This window comes from Amycolatopsis sp. NPDC047767, from assembly GCF_040704195.1.
GTDB lineage: Bacteria > Actinomycetota > Actinomycetes > Mycobacteriales > Pseudonocardiaceae > Amycolatopsis.
This window is the reverse complement of sequence record NZ_JBEYSJ010000008.1, coordinates 178,706-193,939: the sequence shown is the minus strand read 5'-3', so window position 1 is coordinate 193,939 and position 15,234 is coordinate 178,706. Positions and strand designations below refer to the sequence as shown.

At 71.4% G+C, this 15,234-nt stretch carries 18 protein-coding genes; 9 read left to right on the top strand and 9 right to left on the bottom strand.

What is annotated here, in order from left to right; genetic code table 11:
• Positions 1-162 precede the first annotated feature (162 nt).
• The 3 genes from AB0878_RS17320 to AB0878_RS17310 are packed head-to-tail and all read right to left on the bottom strand — an operon-like array spanning position 163 to position 4,184.
• The gene (locus AB0878_RS17320; protein WP_366580891.1) at positions 163-2,460 is read right to left on the bottom strand and encodes a [protein-PII] uridylyltransferase; all 2,298 of its coding nucleotides are present in this window, start codon (positions 2,458-2,460) and stop codon (positions 163-165) included.
• Positions 2,461-2,799 (bottom strand): P-II family nitrogen regulator, encoded by a 339-nt coding sequence (locus AB0878_RS17315; protein WP_285969503.1) that lies wholly within the window; start codon positions 2,797-2,799, stop codon positions 2,461-2,463.
• A complete protein-coding gene (locus tag AB0878_RS17310) occupies positions 2,796-4,184 on the bottom strand; it encodes an ammonium transporter (RefSeq protein ID WP_366580889.1) in 1,389 nt (462 codons plus the stop codon). Before AB0878_RS17310 ends, AB0878_RS17315 begins: the two co-directional genes overlap by 4 nt.
• 174 nt (positions 4,185-4,358) lie before the next feature.
• On the opposite strand from AB0878_RS17310, the gene AB0878_RS17305 reads away from it, so the two are divergent.
• Positions 4,359-5,213 (top strand): putative RNA methyltransferase, encoded by an 855-nt coding sequence (locus AB0878_RS17305; RefSeq protein ID WP_366580887.1) that lies wholly within the window; start codon positions 4,359-4,361, stop codon positions 5,211-5,213.
• Complete coding sequence (locus AB0878_RS17300; protein WP_366580885.1) at positions 5,195-5,806, top strand: (2Fe-2S)-binding protein; 612 nt, start codon at positions 5,195-5,197, stop codon at positions 5,804-5,806. Before AB0878_RS17305 ends, AB0878_RS17300 begins: the two co-directional genes overlap by 19 nt.
• Before the next feature lie 4 nt (positions 5,807-5,810).
• Here the strand turns inward: AB0878_RS17300 and AB0878_RS17295 are convergent, their stop codons facing one another.
• On the bottom strand, positions 5,811-6,755 hold the full coding sequence (locus tag AB0878_RS17295; RefSeq protein ID WP_366580883.1) for a carboxylesterase family protein: 945 nt from the start codon (positions 6,753-6,755) through the stop codon (positions 5,811-5,813).
• A gap of 106 nt (positions 6,756-6,861) precedes the next feature.
• Between AB0878_RS17295 and AB0878_RS17290 the strand changes: the two genes are divergently transcribed.
• Both AB0878_RS17290 and AB0878_RS17285 read left to right on the top strand, forming a co-directional pair.
• Positions 6,862-8,148: an O-acetylhomoserine aminocarboxypropyltransferase/cysteine synthase family protein gene (locus AB0878_RS17290; protein WP_366580881.1), complete on the top strand. Its 1,287-nt coding sequence runs from the start codon at positions 6,862-6,864 to the stop codon at positions 8,146-8,148.
• Between the two features lie 8 nt (positions 8,149-8,156).
• Positions 8,157-8,633 carry a CoA-binding protein gene (locus AB0878_RS17285; protein ID WP_366581116.1) on the top strand — a complete coding sequence of 159 codons (477 nt, stop codon included), beginning with the start codon at positions 8,157-8,159 and terminating at the stop codon, positions 8,631-8,633.
• Here the strand turns inward: AB0878_RS17285 and AB0878_RS17280 are convergent.
• From AB0878_RS17280 to AB0878_RS17270, 3 genes are all read right to left on the bottom strand, one after another.
• Positions 8,630-8,905: a DUF5808 domain-containing protein gene (locus AB0878_RS17280; protein WP_366581114.1), complete on the bottom strand. Its 276-nt coding sequence runs from the start codon at positions 8,903-8,905 to the stop codon at positions 8,630-8,632. The genes AB0878_RS17285 and AB0878_RS17280 overlap by 4 nt on opposite strands.
• 77 nt (positions 8,906-8,982) lie before the next feature.
• Positions 8,983-9,714 carry a DUF1648 domain-containing protein gene (locus AB0878_RS17275; RefSeq protein WP_366580878.1) on the bottom strand — a complete coding sequence of 244 codons (732 nt, stop codon included), beginning with the start codon at positions 9,712-9,714 and terminating at the stop codon, positions 8,983-8,985.
• Complete coding sequence (locus tag AB0878_RS17270; RefSeq protein WP_366580876.1) at positions 9,711-10,088, bottom strand: GntR family transcriptional regulator; 378 nt, start codon at positions 10,086-10,088, stop codon at positions 9,711-9,713. The genes AB0878_RS17275 and AB0878_RS17270 overlap by 4 nt, the downstream gene beginning before the upstream one ends.
• 212 nt (positions 10,089-10,300) lie before the next feature.
• Here AB0878_RS17270 and AB0878_RS17265 point away from each other — a divergent pair, with 212 nt between their 5' ends.
• Positions 10,301-10,477: a hypothetical protein gene (locus AB0878_RS17265; RefSeq protein ID WP_366580875.1), complete on the top strand. Its 177-nt coding sequence runs from the start codon at positions 10,301-10,303 to the stop codon at positions 10,475-10,477.
• A gap of 6 nt (positions 10,478-10,483) precedes the next feature.
• Here AB0878_RS17265 and alc read toward each other — a convergent pair whose 3' ends face one another.
• Both alc and allB read right to left on the bottom strand, forming a co-directional pair.
• The gene (gene alc / locus AB0878_RS17260) at positions 10,484-11,503 is read right to left on the bottom strand and encodes an allantoicase (protein ID WP_366580873.1); all 1,020 of its coding nucleotides are present in this window, start codon (positions 11,501-11,503) and stop codon (positions 10,484-10,486) included.
• A gap of 2 nt (positions 11,504-11,505) precedes the next feature.
• Complete coding sequence (allB, locus tag AB0878_RS17255; protein ID WP_366580871.1) at positions 11,506-12,834, bottom strand: allantoinase AllB; 1,329 nt, start codon at positions 12,832-12,834, stop codon at positions 11,506-11,508.
• 135 nt (positions 12,835-12,969) lie between these two features.
• Between allB and AB0878_RS17250 the strand changes: the two genes are divergently transcribed.
• From AB0878_RS17250 to pucL, 4 genes are all read left to right on the top strand, one after another.
• Positions 12,970-13,446 (top strand): helix-turn-helix domain-containing protein, encoded by a 477-nt coding sequence (locus tag AB0878_RS17250; RefSeq protein ID WP_366580869.1) that lies wholly within the window; start codon positions 12,970-12,972, stop codon positions 13,444-13,446.
• An 85-nt stretch (positions 13,447-13,531) separates the two neighbouring features.
• Positions 13,532-14,017, top strand: a complete 486-nt coding sequence (gene uraD / locus AB0878_RS17245; protein ID WP_366580867.1) for a 2-oxo-4-hydroxy-4-carboxy-5-ureidoimidazoline decarboxylase — start codon at positions 13,532-13,534, stop codon at positions 14,015-14,017.
• The gene (gene uraH, locus AB0878_RS17240; RefSeq protein ID WP_366580865.1) at positions 14,014-14,331 is read left to right on the top strand and encodes a hydroxyisourate hydrolase; all 318 of its coding nucleotides are present in this window, start codon (positions 14,014-14,016) and stop codon (positions 14,329-14,331) included. The genes uraD and uraH overlap by 4 nt, the downstream gene beginning before the upstream one ends.
• Positions 14,332-14,333: 2 nt before the next feature.
• Positions 14,334-15,227, top strand: coding sequence for a factor-independent urate hydroxylase (gene pucL / locus AB0878_RS17235; RefSeq protein ID WP_366580863.1), 894 nt, complete (start codon positions 14,334-14,336; stop codon positions 15,225-15,227).
• The last annotated feature ends 7 nt before the right edge of the window (positions 15,228-15,234 follow it).

Below are 15,234 nucleotides of genomic sequence, written 5' to 3'. Positions count from 1 at the left end.
GTGCCGTGGGTGGGGTCGAGGCGGGCCAGGAGAGGGTGGTCGGCCGGGCCGGGCGGTGGTGGGAAGAGTGGGTAGTCCGAGGCGCCGAAGGGGATGAGGGGCCGTCGACGTCGAGGAAGAGGAGGGGGCGGGCCACGGGGGAAACCGTAGCCCGCCCGGGGGTTACGAAGCGGCGGTCAGTACGGCGTCCTCGACTTTGGCGCGCCAGGGGGAGTCGACGCGGCCCGTGGAGGGGCTGACGGCGAAGGAGTCGACGACGGCGCCGCCCAGGGTGGTGGCTTTGGCCCAGTGCACGGAGGCGCCCGAGCGGCTCAGGGCGCGGGCGACGCGGAAGAGCAGGCCGATGCGGTCGGTGGCGCGCAGTTCGAGCACCACGGTGTTGGGGCCGCTGGTTTCGTCGTCGAACCAGAGGACCTTGGGCGCCACGACGGCCGACGCGGTGGTGGCGTAGTCGCGTTCCTTGGCGGCCAGGCGTTGGGTCAGGGGCAGGGTGCCGGCCACGGCGCGGGAGAACTGTTCGCGCAGCAGCGCCGAGTCGGGTAGCGAGCCGAACTTGGGTGAGGCGGTGAAGACGCCGACGCGGTCGCGCAGGACGGCGGCGTGGACTTCCAGCGAGTTGAGCGCCAGGACGCCCGCGGCGGGCGCCAGGAGTTCGGCGCGTGACGGGACGGCGAGGGTCACCGTGACGACCTTGCCCTGGGCGGTGATGCGGACCTCGCCGATCCCCGACCGGACGGCTTCGGCCATGAGCTCGCGTTGGGAGCTGTCCAGGGGGTCGGGCGGGGTGAAACCCTTGCCGTGCAGGGATTCCTCGCCGGCCGCGACCAGGTCGGCGAGCAGGCGCGCCTTCCAGTCCGTCCAGACGCCCGGGCCGGTGGCCAAGGAGTCGGCCTGCGTCAGGGCGTGGAGCAGATCGAGCAGGACGACGTCGCCGTCCAGGGTTTTGACCACGCGGGACACGGTGGCCGGGTCGGCGATGTCGCGGCGGGTGGCGGTGTGCGGGAGCAGCAAGTGGTGCCGGACCATGGCGCTAACCGTTTGCACGTCGGCGGAAGGCAGACCGAGGCGGGCGGCCACCTGGGCGGCGATGTCGGCGCCCAGTTCGGAGTGGTCGGCGTCGCGGCCTTTGCCGATGTCGTGCAGCAGCGCGCCGATCAGCAGCAGGTCGGGGCGCGCCACCGTGGTGGTCAGGCGGGCGGCCTCGACGCACGCCTGCACGAGGTGCCGGTCCACCGTCCACTGGTGCACGGGCGAACGCGGCGGCAGGTCGCGCACGGCGCCCCACTCCGGGAACAGCCGGGCCCACAAGCCGGTCCGATCGAGGGCCTCCACGGCGTCGACCAGGCCCTCCCCCGCGCCGAGGAGCTCCACCAACGCGTTGCGGGCCTCGTCCGGCCACGGAGCGCGCAGCTCGGGTGCGGAGTCGGCCAGGGTACGCAAAGTGCCGTGTGCGATGGGTTTGCCCGTGCGCGCCGAAGCAGCGGCAACGCGCAACAACAGAGCCGGGTCCTTCGCGGGTACGGCGTCGCGCGCCAGTGACACCTCGTCACCGTGCAGCACCACACCCTCGGCCAGCGGGGTGCGTGAAGGCCGCCGGCCGAACCGCGGCCGGGAAGGTTCCGCTGTGGACCGAAGGGCGACGTCCACCGCGTAGGCGATCGTCCGTCCCGCCCCGGAAAGCTTGCGTGCCAAGGCGAACCGGTCGGCGAGCCCGAGCTCGGAAGCCACGACCTCGGCTTCAGGGGCGCTCAGAATGTCCCGCTCACGGCGAAGCTCCCGCCGCAGCTCCGTGCGCGCGTCGAGCAGCAACGTCTTGGCCGCCAGCAGCTCCTCGCCCGGACGCGCCGTGAGCTGCGCCAGCGCCAGCGCCTCCAGCACCGCGAAGTCCCGCAGTCCCCCGCGGCCGTGCTTGAGATCCGGTTCCGCCGACTGCGCGATCTCGCCGCTGCGCCGCCAGCGCGTGCGCACGGAGTCGGCCAGCTCGTCGAGCCGCTTGCGGGCCGTGCGCCGCCACTGGTCGCGTGCGGCGGACGCGAGGCGCTCGGTCAGCTCGGCGTCGCCCGCGAGATGGCGTGCGTCCAGCAAGCCGAGCTGCGTGCGCAGGTCCTCCGAAGCGACCTTCAGTGCTTCGCCCGGCGTACGCACCGAGTGGTCGAGCCCGAGTTTCGCGTCCCACAGCGGATACCACAACGCGTCGGCGAGTTCGCCGACGCGTGGGTTCCCGTTGTGCACCAGCACCAGGTCCAGATCCGAGAACGGCACCAGCTCACGCCGCCCCAGGCCGCCGACGGCGACCAGCGCGACACCGGGATCAGCGGTGTCGACGCCGGCCGCCGAAGCGCCCTTCGCGAGCCAGAATTCGTACAGGTCCACCAGGGCCGCCCGCAGCGCGGCCGGACCGTGGCGTCCCGTGAGCAGCTGTTCTCGAGCCCGGACCAGTTCACCCCCGTGAGTGCTCACCTAGAGCGCGTCCGCTCCGCGCTCGCCGGTGCGCACCCTGATCACGGTCTCGACCGGCGTCACCCACAGCTTGCCGTCGCCGATCTTGCCCGTGTGCGCGGCGGTGGTGATGGCATCGAGGACCTTCTCGACGTTCGCGTCGTCCGTCACGACCTCGATCTTCAGCTTCGCCACGAAGTCCACGGAGTACTCGGCGCCGCGGTAGACCTCGGTGTGGCCCTTCTGCCTGCCGTAGCCCTGGACCTCGCTCACGGTCATGCCGAGCACGCCCAGCTGCTCCAGCGAGGAGCGGATGTCGTCGAGCGTGAACGGCTTCACGATCGCGGTGATGAGCTTCATGCCTTGGTCTCCTCGAACTTCGCAGGGGCGATGGCGGACTTGACCGGGATCGTGGTCGGCTGGCCGAGCCCGCCGCCCATGCCGGTGAAGTCGTAGGCGCTCTCCGCGTGCTGCGCCTCGTCGATGCCGCTGACCTCATCCTCGGTGCTGACGCGGAAGCCGCCGGCCTTCTTGATGATGAACCCGATGATGAAGGACAGGATGAACGAGTACGCGAGCACCGCGCCGGCCGCAGCCGCCTGACGGCCCAGCTGGGTGAAGCCGCCGCCGTAGAAGAGCCCGTCGGCGCCGAGGGAGTTGACGCTCGTGGTGCCGAAGAAGCCGATGAGCAGCGTGCCCACGAGGCCGCCGACGAGGTGGACACCCACGACGTCGAGCGAGTCGTCGAACCCGAAGCGGTACTTCAGCGACACGGCCAGCGCGCACAGCACACCGGCGATCACGCCGATCGCGATCGAGCCGAGCGGGCTCACGAACCCACACGCCGGGGTGATCGCGACCAGACCCGCGACGGCGCCGGAAGCGGCACCCAGCGTGGTCGGCTTGCCGAACTTCAGCTGCTCCACCAGCAGCCAGCCGAGCACGGCGGCGGCGGTGGCCACGGTCGTGTTGGTGAACGCGACGGCCGCGAGGTCGTTGGCGGCCAGCGAGGAACCGGCGTTGAAGCCGTACCAGCCGAACCACAGCAGCGAGGCGCCGAGCAGCACGAACGGCACGTTGTGCGGCCGTCCGGTGTCCTTCGGGAAGCCCTTGCGCTTGCCCAGCACGATCGCCAGCGCCAGGCCCGCCGCACCGGCGTTGATGTGGACCGCGGTACCACCGGCGAAGTCGAGCGCCTTCAGGTTGTTGGCGATCCAGCCGCCGACCGAGTTCTCACCGAGGAAACCGTTGAACGAGAACACCCAGTGCGCCACCGGGAAGTACACGATGGACACCCAGATGACCACGAACAGCGTCCAGCCCCAGAATTTCGCGCGATCCGCGATCGCACCGGAGATCAACGCCGGCGTGATGATCGCGAACATCAGCTGGAACATGCAGAACGCCAGCAACGGCAAGGCGTCCGGGCCCGGCCAGGGGACGGCCGGAGCGGAGTCCGTGGCCGCCGCGGCGAAGCCGACCAGCTTGCCGAAGGTGTCCGACAGCCCGGCGAGGTCGAAGTTGCCGACCAGGCCGCCGAAAGCGTCGTTGCCGAAGGACATGGAGAAGCCGAAGAGGACCCACAGCACCCCCACCACGGCCAGCGCGATGAAGTTCATCATCAGCATGTTCAAAACGCTCTTCGCGCGGACCATGCCGCCGTAGAAGAACGCCAGTCCCGGTGTCATGAGCATGACCAGCGCGGCGCCGGCCAGCACCCACGCGGTGTCTCCTGCGTTCAGCACAATCGTCCTCCCGTGCCCTGGGTAGATGACCCGGAAGTCTTGGTTCCGGGTGTTTCGCGGGGCGGCGCCGAAGGTTTCGCGGGCGTGAACTCATCCGTGGCGCTTGTTACGGGAAGGTTTCCCGCCACGCGGGGTGGGGTGTCCGATTGCGAAACGTCATGGTCGAATAGCCGCATGACCTCGGCCGGACCCGGAAATGACCCACTGCCACGACGGGTCGTGGACGCCCTCCGGTGTTCGGTGTGCCTTGCCCCGGTCGGGCTAACGGGCCGCACGGTGCGTTGCGAAGACGGTCACTCTTTCGACTTGGCCCGCCAGGGTTACGTCAACCTGTTGCACGCACGCATCCCCGCCGGAACCGCCGACACCGTGCCGATGGTCGAGGCGCGTTCGGCGCTCCTGAATTCCGGCGCGTACGCACCCCTCGCCGACGAGCTCGCGCGCGTCGCCGCGCCGGCCGCCACGGGCCTCGTGATCGACGCCGGCGCCGGCCCCGGTTACTACCTCGCGCGCGTGCTCGACGCCGCGCCCGAGGCGACCGGACTCGCGTTGGACGTCTCCGCCGTCGCGCTGCGCCGGGCCGCCCGCGCGCACGAGCGGCTGGGCGCCGTGGTGTGGAACCTGTGGGAGCCGTGGCCCGTTGTCGACGGTGTGGCTTCCGTGGTGCTCGACGTGTTCTCCCCGCGCAATCCCGCCGAGTTCCACCGGGTGCTCGAGCCCGGCGGCGTGCTCGTGGTGGCCGCGCCGCTGCCCGGGCACCTCGCCGAGCTGGGCGACCTCGTGCTGTCCGTGGACGAGCACAAGGAGCAGCGGCTCGAAACGGCGCTGGGCGACCGGTTCACGCGGGTGTCGCGAGTGGACGTGGTGCACACGGCGCCGTTCACCGCGCGCCAGGTGCACGACGTGGTCGCCATGGGTCCCGCCGGTTTCCACCTCGACCGAGACGGGCGTCGGGAGCGCCTGCTCGCCGCAGAAGGCCGGGACGTGACGCTCGCGGTGGGGGTGAGCGTGTGGCGGCGGCAGCCGTGACGCCCGCCACGCTGCTGGCCGACGCGACGTGGGTGCGCGCCCGTATCGGCGGCGCCGCGAAGCTCTACGGCTGCGCGGCGCCGGAGGTGATCGGCACGATCTGGTGGTACTCGCTGTCGTCCGTGCTCGTCGCGCCGACCATGGAGTCGCTCGCCGCCGGCGGTGAGGTGCTGGACCCGTCGCTGGACGCCGTCGAGCTCGACATCGTGCCCGACGGGCGGTTCCTCGGCTCCCGCTCGACGCGAGCGCTGAGCGGCCCGCTCGGCCCGGCACTCGGCGCGGCGCTGAGCACGGCCATCACCACCATCGCCGAAGTCACCGGCGCCCGGCCACGAGCGCTGGGCGCCATCGCGACGGACTCGATCGCCAACCGCCTGCTGTGGGCTTCGGCGCCGCACCTCGCGGCCGACGTCGTGGCGTCCACCGGCCTCGGCCTGCCCGCGCCGAGGTACGTCACGGTCGGCCGCACGCAGGCCGTGAAGCGAGCGTCGTGCTGCCTGATCTACGAAGTGGGCAACCCGAAGTGCGTCAGCTGCCCACGGCAGACGCCTGAGGAGCGCGACGCACGACTGCGCGCGGCCCTCGGCGGCTAGGAACTCAGACGCCGAGCTGGCGCCACAGCGAGCACTTCGACTGCGCCTGCGGGTCGATCGGCCCGACCCGGTCCGGGGCGAACCGCTGGACGCGGGCGCCTTCCGAGAACTTCGGCCAGGTAGGCAGGCCCGCGCCGGTGGGGTCGCCCGTGCGGGCGAAGTTCGTCCAGTACCCGATCATCTTGCGGGACAGCCGCTGCTGGGCCGCGTTGCCGTTGGCTTCCCAGGACAGGTAGCCCATCTCCAGGCCGTGGGCCGCGCCGAGCGGGAAGCCCTGCGGCACGGCGTAGCCCGGGATCGGCGGCGCGTTCTCGTCGGCGAAGAAGTACGTGTACACCGGGCGCCCGGCCGAGGCGAGGGCCTGGGCGTCGGCCGCGGTCGGACAGTCCCAGCCGTCGTCCGTGGTGGCGGCGGCCCAGGACAGCGACGCGGCGAAGGGCCCGGTACCCCGCGCGGGGTAGGCGGCGGCGATCTTCGCGGCCGCGGCGGTGCCGGCGGCCTGGGCGCCCTGCAGCGGCGTGAAGAGCGTGTGGCGGCCCAGCCCCGGGGCCAGCGCGTTCTTCGCGAAGTACGCCGAGCACGAGCTGCTTTCCATGATCGCGCGCTCGACCAGCCCGTTGGCCTGCGGCGCGGACAGCAGCGCGCAGGTCGCGAACGCCCCCGACGGCTCGCCGAACACCGTGACGTTGCCCTGGTCGACCAGCCGTGTGGGGTCGTAGTCGGCGCCCGCACCGATGCCGTCGCCGCCGTGCAGCCACACCATCACCGGACGCGAGGGGCCGGACTTCGCGGGCGTGGTGACGTTGAGGTACAGGCAGTCCTCGGTGACGCTCGGCTGCCCGCCGGGCGAGTCCGCCGCCCGCGGACAGCGGTTGCCCGGCTTGCCGGTAGGCGGTCCGTCGCCGTCCGGAATCACCAGGAAGGACGACCGGGCGTCCGACCAAGGCACGAGAAAGCCTGCCGAGGCGCCCACCGCGGACCTTCTGAAGTGGGTGTGACGATCATGGTTCGGGAAGGATGGCCCGTGGCGGCCGCGCTGAGTAGCGTGACGGTTGATGAGTGAACGCACCTGGGGCTTCCGCACCCGCGCCCTGCACGCGGGTGGCACGCCCGACCCCGCCACCGGCGCACGCGCCGTGCCGATCTACCAGACCACCAGCTTCGTGTTCGAGGACGCGGCCGACGCCGCCAACCTCTTCGCGCTGCAGAAGTACGGGAACATCTACAGCCGCATCGGCAACCCGACCGTGGCCGCGTTCGAGGAGCGCCTCGCGAGCCTCGAGGGCGCCATCGGCGGCGTGGCGACGGCCAGCGGCCAGGCCGCGGAGTTCCTGACCTTCTCCGCGCTGGCCGAGGCGGGTGAGCACATCGTGTCAGCGAGCGGCCTCTACGGCGGCACCGTCACGCAGCTCACCGGCACGCTCAAGCGCTTCGGGGTCGAGACGACGTTCGTCAACGGCGGCATCGAGGACTACGCGAAGGCCGTCACCGACAAGACGCGGCTGATCTACACCGAGGTGATCGGCAACCCGTCGGGCGGCATCGCCGACCTGGCCGGGCTCGCGGACCTCGCGCACTCGCACGACATCCCGCTGGTCGTCGACGCGACGCTCGCCACGCCGTACCTGTGCCGCCCGATCGAGCACGGCGCGGACATCGTGCTGCACTCGGCCACGAAGTTCCTCGGCGGCCACGGCACCACGCTCGGCGGCGTGGTCGTGGAGTCGGGCCGCTTCGACTGGGGCAACGGCAAGTTCCCGCGCATGACCGAGACCGTCGACTCGTACGGCGGCCTGAAGTACTGGGAGAACTTCGGCGAGTACGCGTTCTGCACGCGCCTGCGCGCCGAGCAGCTGCGCGACATCGGCGCGGTGCTCTCGCCGCACTCGGCGTTCCTGCTGCTGCAGGGTGTGGAGACGCTGCCGCAGCGGATGGACGCGCACGTGGCCAACGCGAAGGCCGTGGCGGAGTACCTGAACGCCGACCCGCGCGTGGCCTGGGTTTCCTACGCCGGGCTGCCGGACCACGCCGACCACGAGCTGGCGCGCAAGTACCTGCCGGCCGGGCCGGGCGCGGTGTTCTCGTTCGGGGTCAAGGGCGGCCGGGCCTCGGGCGAGAAGTTCGTGGAGTCGGTGGAGCTGCTGTCGCACCTGGCGAACGTCGGCGACGCCCGCACGCTGGTGATCCACCCGGCGTCGACCACGCACGCGCAGCTGTCGGACGAGCAGCTGGCGGCCGCGGGCGTCGGCCCGGACCTGATCCGGCTTTCGGTGGGGCTCGAAGACGTCGAGGACATCCTGTGGGACCTCGATCAGGCTCTCGACAAGGCGGTGGCTGCGTGACCACGGCAGTGAACTACGACGTTTCGGCCGTCGAGCGGCGGCGCATCCTCGGCCGCACGCGGTCGGTGACGGTGATCGGCGCGTCGGCCAACCCGGCGCGGCCGAGCTACTTCGTGGCGACGTACCTGACGTCGTCGACGCGGTACGAGATCAACTTCGTGAACCCGCGCCTCGACACCCTGCTCGGCAAGCCCGTGTACCCGACGCTGGCCGACGTGCCGGGTGAGATCGACCTGGTGAGCGTGTTCCGCAAGCACGACGACCTGCCGCAGGTGGCCGAGGAGGTCATCGCCGCGGGCGCGCGCACGTTGTGGCTGCAGCTGGGCCTGTGGCACGAGCAGGTGGCCGACCGCGGCCGTGAAGCCGGGCTCGACGTGGTGATGAACCGCTGCGTGAAGATCGAGCACGCGCGCTTCGCCGGCGGCCTGCACCTGGCGGGCTTCAACACGGGCGTGATCAGCTCGCGGCGCCAGTCGGCTCCTTAACGGACCACGAGCGGCACGGTGATCACGGCGGCGATCAGCACCACGAACCCGCTGATCGCCACGGGATTGCCGAAGTTGAGCGTCCAGCCGATCCCGAAGCGTTTCGGCACGAAGACCGCGTGGTCGGCGCGGTTGACGTAGAGCAGGCCGCCTTTCCAGAAGCGGTCGTCGTCGCGTTCGACGGCGTCGCGGGGCGGTTCGTCGGCGGTCTCCAGGCGGCTGCCACCCTGGCCGTAGCGGACGGCGAAGACCAGCAGTCCCGCGACGCCCACCAAGGTCGGCAGGATGATCGGCGCGACCGAGATCGACGCCGGGGCCGACCAGATCTGCTCCGCGGCCAGGGCGATCGTCAGGTTGACGCAGGCGCCGAAGAGCAGCAGCAGGCGCGGCAGGGTCGCGGCGAAGCGCCGGTACTGACCGGCGCTGGCCTTCGGACGCGCCGGGTCGAGGTCGGGCCGGAACCGCGGGGCGACGTAGCCAGCACGCAGAACAGCACCGTCAGCCCGGCCTGCACGAACACCAGGCCGAACGCGCTGCCCACCGACTTCGCGGCCGTACGGTCCGGGGTGCCGGACGCGGTGTAGTGCAGCGCCAGCGTCGCGGGCAGGTCCGGGTAGCGCACCACGCCGAGCGCGACTGCCGCGGCGAGCACGAGCAGCGCCGGCACCGCCCACAGCCACGGGAACGGTGGGCGCGTGACGCGGGAGGTGTCGGCGGTGACCGTCTGGCGCAGGCCCTGGTACCAGTCCTCGCGCCGCTTGGCCGAGCGGATCACTGCGCGCGCCCGCACGTACGCCGGCGCGACGACCCCCAGCAGCGCCACGACGACGAGCACCGGCACGAGGACCTGCTGCACGACCACGCCCACGATGAGCCCGGCGACCACCAGCGCGCTCCCGGCCACGCCCACCCACCACCGGTAGATCCGCCGCTGCTCGGCGATCAGCGGGTCGCGGACGCGTTCGGGCGGCACGCGGACGCCGAACGGCACCGTCGGCTTCGCCACCGACGGCATCACCCACGCACTGGCCAGCAACAGCATCGGCGCGAGCAGGTCTCGCAGGACGATCACCCCGATCACGCGCGCACCTCCTCGAACGCCCGCAGCGTCGCCTCGCAGTGGCCGAGGACCTCTCGCTCGCCCAGCCCGTGGGCGACCGCCTCGGCCAGCAACGTCTTCAGCCGCGCCTGCCAGTCGGCCGCGAAACCCGCGGTCGAGGCCCGCTGCACCACCGCGCCGCTTTTCCGGGTGATCAGCAGCAGCCCCTCACGCCGCAGCTGGTCGTAGGCCTTGTTCACGGTGTGGAAATTGATGCCGAGGTCCACGGCGAGCTGGCGCGTCGAGGGCAACGCGTCCCCGTCGGCGAGGTCCCCGGCCGCGATCGCCTCGACGACGCGGTCGTGGATCTGCTGGTAGATCGGCACCTCGCTGGTGAGGTCGACGTCGAGGATCATCGGTGCTCCAGGAGGGCGCGCACGGCGTTGGCCATGCTCGGGAGGCTCATCGGTCTGTTCTACAACTTATAGAACAGCCGCGCTCGGGGCAACCCGATCGCCGCCCGCGCACCCGTCGCGGTGTGCAGCCGGATCGCCACATTCCGCGAAGCCGGCCGATCATGGCCGGTCCTGCCGCGAGGTGCTGGTCAGGCCCGTGAGAAAGTGGCGGTATGGCCAAACCGACCCCGCTGCAGATGCGTAACGCCCTGGCCGCCGTGTTGATGGCGGCGGGATTCATCTGGGCCGTCGTGACCGGTGCACCGTGGTGGCTCGGGGCGATCTTCGCCGTCGGCACGTTGCTGTCCTGTGCCTCGATCTACCTCAACCGGCCCGGCGCGAACTCCTAGCGCACCTCAGGCCGTCGTTTCGGTGAAGCGCGTGGTGACGGCTTCACGCCCGCGTTTGGTGAGCTCGCCGTAGAGACGCAGGCGGGCGAGGCCGCCGTCCGGGTAGATGTCGAGGCGGGCCTCGGTGATCTGCGGGCCGTCTTCGAGGGCGAAGCGGTGGCGGGTGTCCGGCTGCAGACGGGTGCGGGGAAGCAGCGGAACCCAGTCACCGTCGTCGAGGCGGCCCGACAGCGCGGCCCAGCCCGGCGCGTTGCCCTTGAGGTTGCTCGTGTCGACCTCGGCGAAGCGCACGATGCCGGCGCCGGCGAGGCGCACGGTCACCCAGTCGTTGCCGTCGTCGCGGCGGCGCGCGGTTTCCCAGCCCTCGGCCTGGTGCGCGGCGAGCCCGGGCGAGAACAGGTTGTTGGGCGACGAGTAGAACATGTTGCTGCAGCCCGTGACGACGCCGCCGTTGGCCAGCGCGGCGAGGTCGAGCGAGCGCGGGTCCAGCAGCGCGGGGTCGGGCACCGGCGAGCCGTGCACGCGCAGGCGGGCCACGCCGCCGTCCGGGTGCTGCGTAAGGCGGACGTGGGTGAACCGCCGGGCCGACGAGACCTTGAAGAAGTTCTCCGAGTCTCCGGCCACGGGCTCGTGGTCGACCAGCACCTCCCAGTCCATTTCGGACAGTTCCGCCGCACTCGGGTAGCCGGGTACCGACACCGCTTCCACCGAAACGAACGGCGGGTAGTTGCCCTTGAAGAACGCCGTGTCCACCACCACGCCCGACACCACCCCGGCGGCGCCGAGGCGCAGCACGGCCTGGTCGTCACCCGGTTCGCGGTGCCGGCGCGTCTCCCAGCCGTCGTAGACCTGACCCTTCGGCCCGAACGTCTCGGCCCGGTGCGCGGGGCGCCACGGGTTGACGAGGTTCTCCTTCTCGGCGAACAGCTCGTCGCTCGCCCACATCACCGTGCCCCCGAACGTGCGGGAAGCGAGGTCCGGCTGGGCTGTCCACTCGGGACGGTCGTGCGACACGTGGTCCTCCATCTCTAACAGTTCCCCCTTGTCAACAGCTCTCCCCGCGGCTCGTCGCCGGTCACCGGCGAACCCCGCAGCCACGTACCGCGCACCACGCCGGCCAGCGGCCGCTGGTCGTACGCGCTCACCGGGTTGCGATGCTTCAGCGCGGCCACGTCGACGACAAACGCCTCGTCCGGCGCGAACACCGAGAAGTCGGCGTCGTAGCCCACGGCGAGGTGGCCCTTGCGCGTCATCCCGACCTGCGCCGCCGGGCGTTCGGCCATCCACCGCACCACGTCGGCGAGGCCGAAGCCGCGTTGGCGCGCCTGCGTCCACACCGCGGGCAGCCCCAGCTGCAGGCTGGAGATCCCGCCCCACGCGAGGCCGAAATCGCCGGTGTCGAACCGTTTCAATTCCGGTGTGCACGGCGAGTGGTCGCTCACGATCGTGTCGATCACACCGTCGGCGAGGCCTTGCCACAGCAGTTCCCGGTTGGCCGCCTCGCGGATCGGCGGGCAGCACTTGAACTGCGTGGCGCCGTCGCGGATCTCCTCCGCAACGAAACTCAGGTAGTGCGGGCACGTCTCCACCGACAGCGCCACGCCCTCGCGGCGCGCGCTCGCGATCAGCGGCAGAGCGTCCGAAGAGGACAGGTGCAGCACGTGCGCGCGGGCGCCGGTGCGCCGGGCCGCCTCGATCACGTGGGTGATGGCCAGGTTCTCGGCGCCACGCGGGCGAGAGCCGAGGAAATCGGTGTACTTCTCACCGTGCGGATCCGGTGCGGCGTCGATGGCGTCGGAGTCCTCCGCGTGCACGATCATCAGCGCGTCGAAACTCGCGAGTTCGCGCAGCGCGGCCTCCAGGCCCGCGGCGTCGAGCGGCGGGAACTCGTCGACGCCGGAGTGCAGCAGGAAGCACTTGAACCCGAACACGCCCGCGTCGTACAGCGGACGCAGATCGCCGGTGTTGCCGGGAATCGCGCCGCCCCAGAACCCGACGTCCACGTGCGTGCGTCCCGAAGCCGCCTTGCGCTTCACCTCCAGCGCGGCGACGTCGACCGTCGGCGGCAGGCTGTTGAGCGGCATGTCGACGATCGTCGTGACCCCGCCGGCGGCGGCCGCGCGCGTCGCGGTCTCGAAGCCCTCCCACTCGGCGCGGCCGGGGTCGTTCACGTGCACGTGGGTGTCCACGAGCCCCGGCAGCAGCACCTCGTCGGCCGCGAGCTCGACCACCCGGTCGGCGGACAGGTCCACGATTCCCTGCTCCAGCGCGACAATCCGGCCGCCGTCGACCCCCAGCGTCGCGGGACCTTCACCGGCCGCCGTCACCGCACGTGCGGCGCGCACCACGAGATCCATCTGCGGGCACACTCCTTCTCCCGTCGGCGATACCGGCAGGTTGTTTCACAGTACGGAAAGTATCTTTCGCCAACCGAGATTAACCACGACGCTCTCGCCTCGTCAACGCCTCGCTCTCCACGTTACGGTCACCGGGTGGAGCTAGAAGCCGAGTTCACCAGCGAACCCTTCCAGGGCGAGGGCGCCCCGCCGGAGCACGCCGTGCGCGCTCGCGACGCGGCCCGCGACGCCGGGCTCGACACCGACTTCGGTCCACTCGGCACACTCGCGCGCGGCCCGGCCGACCAGCTGATGAACGCGTTGCCGGCCATCGCACGGGCCGCGCTCGAAGGCGGCGCCACCCGCGTCACGGTCCAGCTCCGGCGCACCGACGAACCGGCGCCGACCCCGCCCGTCGAGCTCAACACCGCGCTGGCCCGGCTCATCGCCGACGTCGAGCGCGAACTGGGCGCAAAGCTCGGCGACCTCGACCGCCCGGACAAGCAGCGGGCGGTCCGGCTGCTGCGCGAACGCGGCGCCTTCAGCCTGCGGAAATCGGTCTCCGCGGTGGCCGAGGCGCTGGGCGTCACGCGCTTCACGGTCTACAACTACCTCAACCGGGAAGTGGACTGACCAGCGGGTTCAACAAAATGTTGACGGCGGCGCGAGGGCACCGTACCGTCGGCAGGCACCAGCTCCCCCGCAGCGAGGAGATCCCGTGCCACTCGCACTCGCCGAGTTCAACACCGCCGACGCCGCCGACGTGCGGCCCGCCCTCACGGCCTGCCTGGCCGTGCCGCGCTGGGTCGACGCGGTGCTCGCCGGCCGGCCGTACGCGGACTTCGCCGCGCTCCTGACCACCGCTGAAAAAGCCACTCCCCTGCACCGCGACGAGGTGAGCGCCGCCATCGCCGCCCACCCGCGGATCGGGGAGAAGCCGACGAGCAAGGGCGCCGACGCCGAGTGGTCGCGCTCGGAGCAGTCCGGTGTGGACAACGCCGACGAGTTCGCCGCCGCCAACGCCGAGTACGAAGCCCGTTTCGGCCACGTGTTCCTCGTGTGCGCCGGCGGCCGCGGTGGCGCGGAACTGCTCGCGAACCTGCGGTCGCGGCTGGGCAACGACCCCGAGACCGAACTCGACGTGGCGGGCGCGGAGCTGGCGAAGATCGCCGCGCTGCGCCTGCGGAAAGCGATAAACGCATGAGCTTGGTGACCACGCACGTGCTGGACACGGCCGCCGGCAAACCGGCCGCCGGCATCGCCGTGCGGTTCGAACGCGGCGACGGCACACCGCTCGCCGAGGGCGTCACCGACGACGACGGACGCGTGCGCGACCTCGGCCCCGACACCCTCGAACCCGGCGTCTACCGGCTGATCTTCGACACCGGCGCCTACCTCGGGCCCGAAGCGTTCTTCCCCGACGTCACCATCGCGTTCCGCATCACCGACGGCACCTCGCACCACCACGTGCCGGTGCTGCTGAGCCCGTTCGCCTACTCGACCTATCGCGGGAGCTGACCGTGGGAATCTCCTTGGGCCCCAACCAGTACGGCAAGGCGGAGGTCCGCCTGGTCACCGTCCGCCGCGACGGTCCGGTGCACCACCTGCGCGACCTCACCGTGTCCACGGCCCTGCGCGGCGACCTCGCGGCCACGCACCTGACCGGCGACAACAGCGCTGTACTGACCACCGACGCGCAGAAGAACACCGTCTACGCGTTCGCGAAGCAGCAGGACGTCGGCGAGATCGAGGACTTCGCGCTGCGCCTGGGCCGCCATTTCGTCGCCACGCAGGAAGCGATCACCGGCGCGCGCATCACCGTCGCCGAGCACGCCTGGGAACGCATCCCCGTCGACGGCCAACCGCACGACCACGCGTTCAGCCGTTCTGGGGGCGAAAGCCGCACGACCACCGTGACCGTGCACGCCGACCGCGCGTGGGTGGTGTCCGGTGTGGACGGTCTGACCGTGCTCAAGTCGGGCGGCTCGGAGTTCCACAGCTTCCCGCGCGACGCGTACACGACGCTCGCCGAGACCGACGACCGCATCCTCGCCACCGCCGTCACCGCGCGCTGGCGCTACGACGGCGACCCATTCGATGTCGACTGGGCCAAGAACCACCAGGAGATCCGGCGGACGCTGCTGCAGGCGTTCGCCACGAAACACAGCCTGTCGTTGCAGCAGACCCTGTACACGATGGGCGAGGCCGTGCTGCTCGCACGGCCCGAGGTCGCCGAGGTCCGGCTTTCCCTGCCGAACAAGCACCACTTCCTCGTCGATCTGAGCCCCTTCGGCCTCGAGAACCACAACGAGGTGTTCTACGCCGCCGACCGCCCGTATGGCCTCATCGAAGGCACCGCGGTCCGCGACGAAGCCGAGGAGCCCGGCCCGGCCTGGACCGACGCCGTGCTCTAGCCCCGAA